Here is a 10,066-nt window from a genome sequence, read left to right on the forward strand (position 1 = left end):
AACACGTTCTGAGATCAGGAGGACTTCGAGCCCCTGGTTTTCGGCTGCGCCGGACTCTTCTTGCCCGTCTTTCCGGACTTGCCCGCGGCCGTCGGCCGACTTGCCGGTTTCTTGCCGGACGACGGCTTGCGCGCTTGCGCCGCAGGTTTGGCGCTCACGTTCCTGACGGCGTCCGACGGCACCTCCACCGAACCCGGGGATGCGCTGCCCGCCGCCGACAGCAGCTCATCCGGACAGTTGTCGTTTTGCGACTCCAGCTTCCATAGCTCGACCGGCTTGATCCCCAGTCCCTGGATGCCCAGTTCGCGCGCCGCCGCCTGGCTCAGGTCGATCACCCGCCCCGACACGAAAGGCCCGCGGTCATTGATGCGCACCATCACGATTTTGCCGGTGGACACATTGCGCACGCAGACACGGGAGCCAAACGGCAGGGAGCGGTGCGCGGCCGTCAACTCGCCACGGTCGAAGCGCTCACCGCTCGCCGTCAGCCGTCCGTGGAATTGCCCGCCATACCAGGAGGCCATCCCTTTGTCGACCAGGGTGCCCGGCATGGACAAATCGTCCTCATCCTCATCGTCGTCGTCCCCGCTCCTGTCGGCGGACGCATCCGCCGGCGGCCTCAGGCCGGCGCCGTAGGCTGTCACGCCCTCCCCGGTCTCCGGCTCGCCCGGATAGGGCGTCACCCGGCTCCTGTTGACGCCGATCGCCGCGGAGTCAAGGCTTGTCAGCGGACCGGGCCAATGCGGGCGCAAGGTGACCGACACCGGAGTGTCGCTGGCCGACGCCGCGCCATCCTCATCCTGCAAGGGTTGGACGGAGCATCCGCCAAGCGCCATGCCCATGACAAGGCAGCCGGCAGCCTTGAGAATCCTGCCGGAGCCGATGGAGAGGGGTGCCGCAATGCTCGGCCGGAGTCTTTTCCAGAGGGCGCTATTCATTCACATCGCCCGGAAATGGCGGAACAGGCAAAAGAGTTCGGTAGGTGCCATTACCCGAAAGCATACGATGAGTCTTTGCGCATGATCTAACTTTACGTGCATCCCTGAATCGAGCCCCTCGCGTCGCCCGAAGTTCCCCCGGCCCTGTTCCCCCCCTGAAAACAGCGGCTGCTCCGTCAGCTTTCAGAGGATTCCTGTTACGGGTTGAGGCGATTCTTGCTCCTCATTTGCATTGATTGCAAGGCGTGAATTTCGCAAGTAATTGTCAGTCATAGAAACAAAAAAGCCGACTGCTGTCGGCTTGCTGTTTGCGTCAAGGCAGCGAACTACGGTTCGCGCGCGTCAAATGCCAATGCGTTTGCAGATTTCAAGAGTCACTGCACTTTGGTTCATAGTATAGAAATGCAGGCTTGGCGCACCGCCCTTGCGCAATTGCTCGCACATCGCGGTGACCACATCGAGGCCGAAGGCGCGAATGCTTTCCACATCGTCGCCATAGCCCTGCAGCCGCAGGCGGATCCAGCGCGGGATCTCCGCGCCGCAGGCATCCGAGAAACGCATGAGCTGCGAAGCTCCCATGATCGGCATGATGCCCGGCACCACCGGCACATCGGCGCCAAGCCGGCGCGCGTCGTCCACGAAGCGGAAATAGGCGTCGGCATTGAAGAAATACTGCGTGATGGCCGAGTTCGCTCCCGCCTTGACCTTGGTGGCATAGGCCTTCAGGTCAGCCTCGGCGGAACGCGCCTGCGGGTGCACTTCGGGGTAAGCGGCCACTTCGATATGAAAGTAGTCGCCCGTCGCCTCGCGGATGAATGCCACCAGATCGCTCGCAAACTGGAATTCACCGCCGATGCCGTAGCCGCTGGGCAGATCGCCGCGAAGCGCGACGAGACGGCGCACGCCCATCTCCTTGAGCTGCATGAGCTGCGCGCGCACGCTCTCGCGCGTCGCGCCGATGCAAGAGAAATGCGATGCTGCATCCACGCCCTCGCGGAGAATTTCCTTGACCGTGCCGAAGGTTCCCTCCTGCGTGGAGCCGCCCGCGCCATAGGTCACCGAGCAGAACTCGGGCCTGCGCTCATACAGCTGTGCGCGCACTCCGCGCAGCTTCTGCGCGCCCTCGGGCGTCTTCGGCGGAAAGAACTCGAAGCTGACGGGGAACTCGTTGGTGGTCGCGCTCATCGTCACGTCCCTCTCCTGGCAAAAATGAAAAACTCGCGGTTACCGTCTCCACCCTCAATGGGGGAATCCAGCCATTGCCCGATCGTCAGGCCCACAGATGCGCAGCACTCGCGGATGCGCCGCTCCACCTCGGCATACAACGCCGGATCGCGCACGATGCCGCCCTTGCCGACCTGCCCGGGCTGCAGCTCGAACTGCGGCTTGACCAGCATGAGCAGCCTGCCATCCGCCTTCATCAAAGGCACGAGCGCGGGAAGAATCAGCGTGAGCGAGATGAACGACACGTCACCGGCAATGAAGTCGAACAGCGGCGTGATGTCGACGTTCTCCATGCCCTTGCGCCGTTTGCGCTCCACCGGCAGGGAGCCGTCGGACTTCGCCCTGGCCCTGGCGGCGCGCTCGGCCTTGAAGGCTTCGATGTCCTGCTCCTTGGCGTCGTCGCTATCGTCGTACTCATCATCGACCATGCCGCCATTGCGCATCCATGCGTAGGGCGCGACGGGCTGCGTTTCGTTGTCTTCCTCTTCCTCGACAACCTCGCTGAGCGCCTCGTCGCACGCATCGCGCAGCGACTCGGGAGTCATCGCGCGCGCGTTCAACCCCTCCACGCACACCACGCGGGGATCATTGCGCAGCCGCTCATGCAATTGGGCATGCCCCACATCCACGCCGATCACCTGCGCGGCGCCCTGCTGCAGCATGCAGTCGGTGAAGCCGCCCGTGCTCTGCCCCACATCGAGACAGCGCAGGCCCGCGACCTTGAAACCCGTGGCGGCCAGCGCGCCTTCGAGCTTGAGCCCGCCGCGCGAAATGAACCGGGCCTCCGCCGCATCGAGCAGCTGCACCTCGGCCATCTCGGGAATATCGTCGCCATTCTTGGCAACCTTCTGCCACGGCAGGCCGGAAGCCAGCCGCCACTGCACGCCCGCGGCGATCAGGCGCTGGGCCTGCGAACGCGTGGCGGCATGGCCTTTTTCAACCAGGAAAACATCTGCGCGCATGGCGCCTCCCAAACTTCGGATCGGTGGCTGTCGTGGCTGCCGCGGCCCTCGCCCGCCAGACTGCCGCGAGCGCGGCGGCGGCCAGGGCAGCACCCAAGCCAAGGCCCCGCGACAACCGCATGACGGGCACGCCGGCTGGCGGCGACCCCGGCCCGTGCATCAATAACGGTAGGTGTCGGGCTTGTAAGGGCCTTCCTTCTTCACGCCGATGTATGCCGCCTGCGAATCGGTCAGCTCGGTCAGCATCGCGCCCACCTTCTTCAGGTGCAGGCGAGCGACCTTCTCGTCGAGGATTTTCGGCAGCACATACACCTTGCCCGCTTCATACGCATCCGGCTTGGTGAACAGTTCGATCTGGGCGATCGTCTGGTTGGCGAACGAAGAGGACATCACGAAGCTCGGGTGGCCCGTCGCGCAGCCCAGGTTCACCAGTCGGCCCTTGGCCAGCAGCGTGATCTTCTTGCCATCGGGGAAGGTGATCTGGTCGACCTGCGGCTTCACTTCTTCCCACTGGTACTTCTCGATCGAGGCGACGTCGATTTCATTGTCGAAGTGGCCGATGTTGCAGACGATGGCCTGATCCTTCATCGCCACCATGTGCTCATGGCGGATGATGTCCTTGTTGCCGGTGGTGGTCACGAAGATGTCGGCCTTGTCGGCCGCGTACTCCATGGTCACGACCTTGTAGCCCTCCATGGCGGCCTGCAGGGCGTTGATCGGGTCGATCTCGGTCACCCACACTTGCGCGGACAGCGCGCGCAGCGCCTGCGCGGAGCCCTTGCCCACGTCGCCGTAGCCCGCCACACAGGCCACCTTGCCCGCGATCATCACGTCGGTCGCACGCTTGATGCCGTCCACCAGCGACTCGCGGCAGCCGTACAGGTTGTCGAACTTGGACTTGGTCACCGAGTCGTTCACGTTGATCGCGCGGAACAGCAGCGTGCCCTTGGCGGACATCTCGTTGAGGCGGTGCACGCCGGTGGTGGTTTCCTCGGTCACGCCGATGATCCGGGCGCTCTTGCGGCTGTACCAGTTGGCGTCCTCGGCGAGCCTGGCCTTGATCGCGGCGAACACCACGCGCTCTTCCTCGCTCGTGGGATTGGCCAGCACCGACAGATCCTTCTCGGCCTTCTTGCCCAGATGCATCAGCATGGTCGCGTCGCCGCCATCATCCAGGATCATGTTCGGGCCTTCGCCCTCGGTGTCGGCCGGGCCGAACTCGAAGATCCTGTGGGTGTAGTCCCAATAGTCCGCCAGCGATTCGCCCTTGATGGCGAACACCGGCGTGCCGGTCGCCGCGATGGCGGCGGCGGCGTGATCCTGGGTCGAGAAAATATTGCACGAAGCCCAGCGCACGTCGGCGCCCAGAGCCTTCAGTGTTTCGATCAGCACGGCCGTCTGGATGGTCATGTGCAGCGAACCGGTGATGCGCGCGCCCTTCAATGGCTGGGACTTGGCGAATTCCTCGCGAATGGCCATCAGTCCGGGCATTTCGGTTTCGGCGATCCGGATTTCCTTGCGGCCCCAGTCGGCCAGCGAAATGTCCGCAATGGCGCGGTCTTGAGTCTTGGTGTCCATGGTTTTCTCTCCGTACGAGAATTTGCAAAAACCACGTTCTGGGGGAGCAAGAAAATTGCGTCTCACCGCACAGAAAGCGTGGGTGAGCGTCGTTGCCAAAGTGCTGATCCGAGCCTCACGCCCCGCTCGCTTGGGGGACGCTGCAACGCTCCTCGGAAAACGCCGATTATAAGGGATTGCGGCCCGCCAACCGTGCCCGCCCCGCCGGTCCATGCCTGCGCCGCGTTAGGATTGGCGGATTTTCCGCAGCAACATGTTCACGATCCCCGCGCGGGCGCATCCACAGTCGACTGAGCCATGAAAGTCATCAATCACCAGAATCAGTTCGACAAGATCCGGATGCTCGCCGCGCTGGGCGTCATCATCTCCCATCATTTTTCCCTGACCGGCACACAGGGGCCGTTCTGGCTGGAAAACCGCTGGCTCAACTGGGCGTTCATGGGCGGCGTGAGCGTGATGGCGTTCCTGTGCATCAGCGGCTATCTGGTGACGCAAAGCTGGTGCCGGGAGCCCCGTTTCTTCCCCTATCTATGGAAGCGCTTTGTGCGCATCTGGCCCGGAATGCTGGGGTCGGTGTCGATATGCGTCTTCGTCTTCGGGCTGATCTTCACCGCGCTTCCCACGGGCGAATTCCTCCAGTCGCCGCAGACACGGCGGTTCTTTCTCTCCAATCTCACACTGGTGATCGACTACAACGCGCTGCCCGGCGTCTTTCTGGACCAGCCCGTCCCGCTGGTCATGAATGGCGTGTACTGGACCATCCCCATGGAGTTCATGTGCTACCTCGTTCTCGGAGCGCTGGGCGTGCTGGGCGTATTGCGCATCCCGCTGCTGGTCAACGCCCTGGCTCTTGCCTATATCGCCGGATTCCTGGTTTTCGCCAACTACGATTTCACCGGCCAGATCAGGCACTGGATCGAATACCCCGCCTTCTTCATCGCAGGCTCGTGGCTGGCATTGCACAACGACTGGTTCCAGCGGAACGCGCGGCGCATCATGACGTTCGCCGTGCCGCTTCTGCTCATCGTGTACTTCTTCACGCCCCTGACCGCCACGGCGCGCTTTTTCCTGCTTCCCGTCCTGATCGTCCACATCGGCAATCTGCCCGCGCGCGACAGCTGGTTCACGCGGCTTGGCGACCCGTCGTTCGGCATCTACCTGTACGGCTTCCCGATCGCGCAATCCGTCATCGCGGTGTTTCCGCATCTGAATTTCTGGCTCAGCCTGGCGCTCACCATCGCGCTGTCCATCGCGGCGGGATACGCCTCGTGGATGCTGATCGAGTCGCGCGCCCTGCGCTACAAGCGCCTGTTCGCCAGAAAACAGCCCGCGAGCCGCCTGGGCCAACCCGACGCACGGTAAAACGCGCCGCCCGGACGCCGCATCGGCAAAGACCGCCCTCCGCACAAGGAGGCTGCTGCGAGGCCACTCTGGATAAAATGGCGGCATTTTCCGCGACGCCGGGCCTCGGCGATCCGCGCGCTCCGACTGACTTCCCTGGATTTCCCTTGACCTACGCCCCCGAAACCCGGCGCCGCCGTACCTTTGCCATCATTTCCCACCCCGACGCCGGTAAAACCACGCTGACGGAAAAGCTGCTGCTGTTCTCGGGCGCCATCCAGATCGCCGGCGCCGTGAAGGGCCGCAAGGCAAGCCGCCACGCCACATCCGACTGGATGGAAATCGAAAAGCAGCGCGGCATCTCCGTTGCATCCTCCGTGATGCAGATGAGCTACCGCGACCACGTCATCAACCTGCTGGACACGCCCGGCCACAAAGACTTCTCGGAAGACACCTACCGCGTGCTCACCGCCGTGGACTCGGCGCTCATGGTCATCGACGCCGCCAACGGCGTGGAAGCACAGACCCGCCGCCTGATCGAAGTCTGCCGCCAGCGCGACACGCCCATCATCACCTTCGTCAACAAGATGGACCGCGAAGTACGCGACCCGCTCGACATCCTCGACGAAGTGGAGCGCGAACTCGGCATGCCCTGCTGCCCCATCACCTGGCCGGTCGGCCAGGGCAAGAGCTTCGGCGGCATCATCAACCTGCGCACGCAGAGCATGACCGTGTTCTCCCCCGGCAGCGAAAAGCGCCCGCAGGATTTCGAAACCATTGCACTCACCGAAACAGACAAGCTGCGCGAGCGCTTCGGCAAGTCCTTCGATGACGCGCTCGAAAGCATGGAACTCGCCGTCGGCGCATCCGCCGAATGGGACCATGAGGCTTTCCTCGCAGGCAAGCTCACGCCCGTATTCTTCGGCTCGGGCGTGAACAATTTCGGCGTGATGGAGGTGCTCGACGCCGTCGTCGACATGTCACCGCCGCCCGGCCCGCGCAAAAGCACGCTGCTGGTCAACAAGCAGCCCGTCGAGAAGATCATCCACCCGGAAGACCAAGGCTTCTCCGGCGTGGTCTTCAAGGTCCAGGCCAACATGGACGCCAACCACCGCGACCGTATCGCCTTCGTGCGCGTGGCCTCGGGACGGTACTCCAACGGAATGAAGATGAAGGTGCAGCGCACCGGCAAGGAACTGCGCCCCACATCTGTCGTCACCTTCATGAGCCAGCGCCGCGAAGCCGTGGAAGAAGCCTACGCGGGCGACATCATCGGCTTCACCATCCACGGCGGCGTCCAACTGGGCGACACCATCACCGACGGCCCGAACCTGCAATTCACCGGCCTGCCCTTCTTCGCGCCGGAAATGTTCATGACCGTGGTGCTCAAGAACCCGCTGCGCACCAAGCAATTGCAGCAGGGCCTGATGCAATTGGGCGAGGAAGGCGCGATCCAGGTATTCAAGCCCGAGGCCGGCGGCAACATGCTGCTGGGCGCCGTCGGCCAACTGCAGTTCGAAGTGGTGCAGCACCGCCTCAATACCGAATACGACTGCGACATCCGGCTCGAAGGCTGCCAGTACACCGGAGCGCGCTGGATCACTGCCGACACCCCCGCGGAACTGCGCGAATTCGAAAACGCCTACCCCCTGCGCATGGCCCGCGACGCCGCCGACACCCTGGCCTATCTGTGCACCAGCCCCTATGACGTCAGGCTGGCGCAAGAACGGTTTCCGAAGATCCATTTCCATCCGCTGCGCGAGCATGCGGGACTGGCGTTGCAGGCGAGTTAATGACCACAGTAGCATCCCCCACCATGCCATCTGATGAACCGGAAAATTTCTCGTGGCCTACTGTGTTCTGGGGGTTGCTGCTACCTCTCATCGTGTTTGCGGCACGAAGTGTTCGCACGTTGACCAACAACGACATCCCGTTCGACACAAAATATAACTACCTTCCCTTTGCCAGACAAATTCTGGAGAATGCACACGCGTTCTGGCATTCGGAAACATCTCTCAGAGCCGCGCCGGGCATCTCTGTCTATATGGCGCTAGCGGGAGCGGATATCACTGTCATTAAGATGCTGAATCTTGCTTTGGCACTCGGGACAGTGGTGCTGGCATTTCGCATCAGCCAACGCGTCGCCGGCAATATCGCTGCAGGTACTACGGCATGGCTTATGGCTCTATCGCCCTTATTTGTCAATTTGAGCATATTGCCTCAGGTGGAAGGGCTCACCTTTTTTCTCACCACGCTTTGGCTTTGGTCTACCGCTTGGTGCCTGGACAGGAAAACGGCTGGCACAGGACTGGCAGTTGCTGTCGCTATTGCAGGTTTTGCTCTGACAGCACTCACGCTCACACGAGCAACTTTGATGTACTGGATTCCAGCGATATCGCTATTCAGTATTGCTGCATATCTGCTTCCGAGCATCGCAGGCCGTCATATTCCATGGCTGCGCATTGCACTCATTCATTGCATTGCGTTGGCATGCATTGGCGCATATGTGGCTCGCAATGCGAATGAGTTTGGAAAACCGGTCATTGCTGCAGGTGCGGGAGCCGCATTATACTTTGGCAACCTATCACCCACTCATGGTCAAGAGCCGCCATACTTCGGCCTAATTCACGATCAAGGCTTCATCACAAAAGATACCGACCAACTGACGCTCAAAGGTGATGAACGTCTCAAGAGTGTCGTCAATACGATTCTCACCGATCGCCTATTTCTCGATACCGCCAAACTATACTTTGAGAAAGCTGGAAGCATTCTATTTTTCAGCAAAAGCCATCTCCGCACTTATTTCGAGCGTATCTGGCGAATTCTGCTGATCGTCATGGGGCTCGCTGGAGCCTGGTTTGGTCGAAAACAACCAATAGTGCTATTGGTCAGCGCAGTGGTTGTCTATATGTTGGCAGTGCACATCCCCGTACTTTACAACCAGCGTTACTCCGTTGGAGCACTGGACGTTGAGCTCATGCTGCTCGCCGGCATCGGATTTGGGCTCATCCTGCAGCAACGTCGTCGATGGTACGCCTTGACCACTACGCTCATACTGTTGGCAGCTTCTGCGGCCATGGGCGCCTGGCATCAGCGCTACTCGCAGCCGACAATGTTTGATACAGAAAGCGTACCTCTTTCGCTTTTGATAGAGTCAAGCCCCGATAAAGTGAAATTCACCGGCCTCGGCGCAGACCCTTTCGTCTCACTTGCTCCCCTGACAGATGATATCTTCAAAATGACATGGACTGATAATTTTCCTGTCATCGATGGATATACGCTTTTCAATTTGAAAATTTTGAAATTGAAAGGTGAATGCACCAAAGCATGGCTTAGTCTTACCGATAGGCTGAACTCCAAAAGATGGAGCGAGATTCACATTAAATCTCTGCGAGATGGGCAGGATTTCAATTGGGGAATGGCAAGTATATCCAGCCCAAGCGCAGGTGAAAAAATAGAACTATCGCTACAATGCAGTCGCGGTTCTCAAATACGCCTGCAAAGCGCAAGACTGCTGGAGGGAACCCCTGGAAAGTACTTCCTCAAAATATCCGAAAAATAATAAATTCATCCTGAAAATACAAATCACCCATAAACTTCCAATCAACCTGCTTCGAGAAAAGGCCAACAACAGTAAAAACTGCCCCACTGAAAAATACACGTCCGGATAGATTCCATGAGTGAACATCGTGATGAAAATAGTTAAAAACAGAGATCATCCAATGGCCTCTGAATGCACATGGTCATCCAGTCTGGCGCGCACAACAGGCAGTATAGGGGATCGATGTAAGCTCATGTATTACCAGGTTTGTACATCGCAATTGCTCGATTAGATTTTCAAAAAAATGCAGAACAATTCGCCAACAGACACTTCCACAACATCGAAGCGTTCTTTCTTTGCATTTCTGCTAATACTAATCAGTGCCTACGCTTTATGGCTGGTTATTTTCTGGCCAGGAGTTCTTGGGCAAGATAGTTTAGGAGTGCTTTTGGAAGTTACGAATCCGAATCACTCGTCAGGCA

At 60.1% G+C, this 10,066-nt stretch carries 7 protein-coding genes and 1 riboswitch; of the genes, 3 read left to right on the forward strand and 4 right to left on the reverse strand.

The features are described from left to right. Positions 1-14: 14 nt before the first annotated feature. The 4 genes from ABWP92_RS14435 to ahcY form a co-directional block, all read right to left on the reverse strand. Positions 15-938 carry a septal ring lytic transglycosylase RlpA family protein gene (locus tag ABWP92_RS14435; RefSeq protein WP_353236093.1) on the reverse strand — a complete coding sequence of 308 codons (924 nt, stop codon included), beginning with the start codon at positions 936-938 and terminating at the stop codon, positions 15-17. A 342-nt stretch (positions 939-1,280) separates the two neighbouring features. Then, positions 1,281-2,123 carry a methylenetetrahydrofolate reductase [NAD(P)H] gene (gene metF / locus ABWP92_RS14440; RefSeq protein ID WP_353236094.1) on the reverse strand — a complete coding sequence of 281 codons (843 nt, stop codon included), beginning with the start codon at positions 2,121-2,123 and terminating at the stop codon, positions 1,281-1,283. Between the two features lie 2 nt (positions 2,124-2,125). Further along, positions 2,126-3,124, reverse strand: coding sequence for a TlyA family RNA methyltransferase (locus ABWP92_RS14445; protein ID WP_353236095.1), 999 nt, complete (start codon positions 3,122-3,124; stop codon positions 2,126-2,128). A 159-nt stretch (positions 3,125-3,283) separates the two neighbouring features. Then, the gene (ahcY, locus tag ABWP92_RS14450; protein ID WP_353236096.1) at positions 3,284-4,702 is read right to left on the reverse strand and encodes an adenosylhomocysteinase; all 1,419 of its coding nucleotides are present in this window, start codon (positions 4,700-4,702) and stop codon (positions 3,284-3,286) included. A gap of 77 nt (positions 4,703-4,779) precedes the next feature. Then, a riboswitch (S-adenosyl-L-homocysteine riboswitch) is annotated at positions 4,780-4,862 on the reverse strand. Positions 4,863-4,999: 137 nt separating this feature from the next. Here ahcY and ABWP92_RS14455 point away from each other — a divergent pair. The 3 genes from ABWP92_RS14455 to ABWP92_RS14465 all read left to right on the forward strand — a co-directional run bounded on the left by ABWP92_RS14455 (position 5,000) and on the right by ABWP92_RS14465 (position 9,605). After that, on the forward strand, positions 5,000-6,064 hold the full coding sequence (locus ABWP92_RS14455) for an acyltransferase family protein (RefSeq protein WP_353236097.1): 1,065 nt from the start codon (positions 5,000-5,002) through the stop codon (positions 6,062-6,064). A gap of 146 nt (positions 6,065-6,210) precedes the next feature. After that, entirely contained in the window at positions 6,211-7,836 is a 1,626-nt protein-coding gene (locus tag ABWP92_RS14460; RefSeq protein WP_353236098.1) for a peptide chain release factor 3, read from the forward strand. Continuing rightward, a complete protein-coding gene (locus ABWP92_RS14465; protein ID WP_353236099.1) occupies positions 7,836-9,605 on the forward strand; it encodes a glycosyltransferase family protein in 1,770 nt (589 codons plus the stop codon). Before ABWP92_RS14460 ends, ABWP92_RS14465 begins: the two co-directional genes overlap by 1 nt. Positions 9,606-10,066 lie beyond the last annotated feature (461 nt).

The organism is Diaphorobacter ruginosibacter, from assembly GCF_040396215.1.
In the GTDB taxonomy this organism is placed as follows: domain Bacteria; phylum Pseudomonadota; class Gammaproteobacteria; order Burkholderiales; family Burkholderiaceae_C; genus Diaphorobacter_A; species Diaphorobacter_A ruginosibacter_A.

Excerpts from the sequence above, each read along its gene's own strand:
- ABWP92_RS14435 (WP_353236093.1), bottom strand. The coding sequence starts at position 938 with ATGAATAGCGCCCTCTGGAAAAGACTCCGGCCGAGCATTGCGGCACCC.
- metF (WP_353236094.1), bottom strand. The coding sequence starts at position 2,123 with ATGAGCGCGACCACCAACGAGTTCCCCGTCAGCTTCGAGTTCTTTCCG.
- ABWP92_RS14445 (WP_353236095.1), bottom strand. The coding sequence starts at position 3,124 with ATGCGCGCAGATGTTTTCCTGGTTGAAAAAGGCCATGCCGCCACGCGT.
- ahcY (WP_353236096.1), bottom strand. The coding sequence starts at position 4,702 with ATGGACACCAAGACTCAAGACCGCGCCATTGCGGACATTTCGCTGGCC.
- ABWP92_RS14455 (WP_353236097.1), top strand. The coding sequence starts at position 5,000 with ATGAAAGTCATCAATCACCAGAATCAGTTCGACAAGATCCGGATGCTC.
- ABWP92_RS14465 (WP_353236099.1), top strand. The coding sequence starts at position 7,836 with ATGACCACAGTAGCATCCCCCACCATGCCATCTGATGAACCGGAAAAT.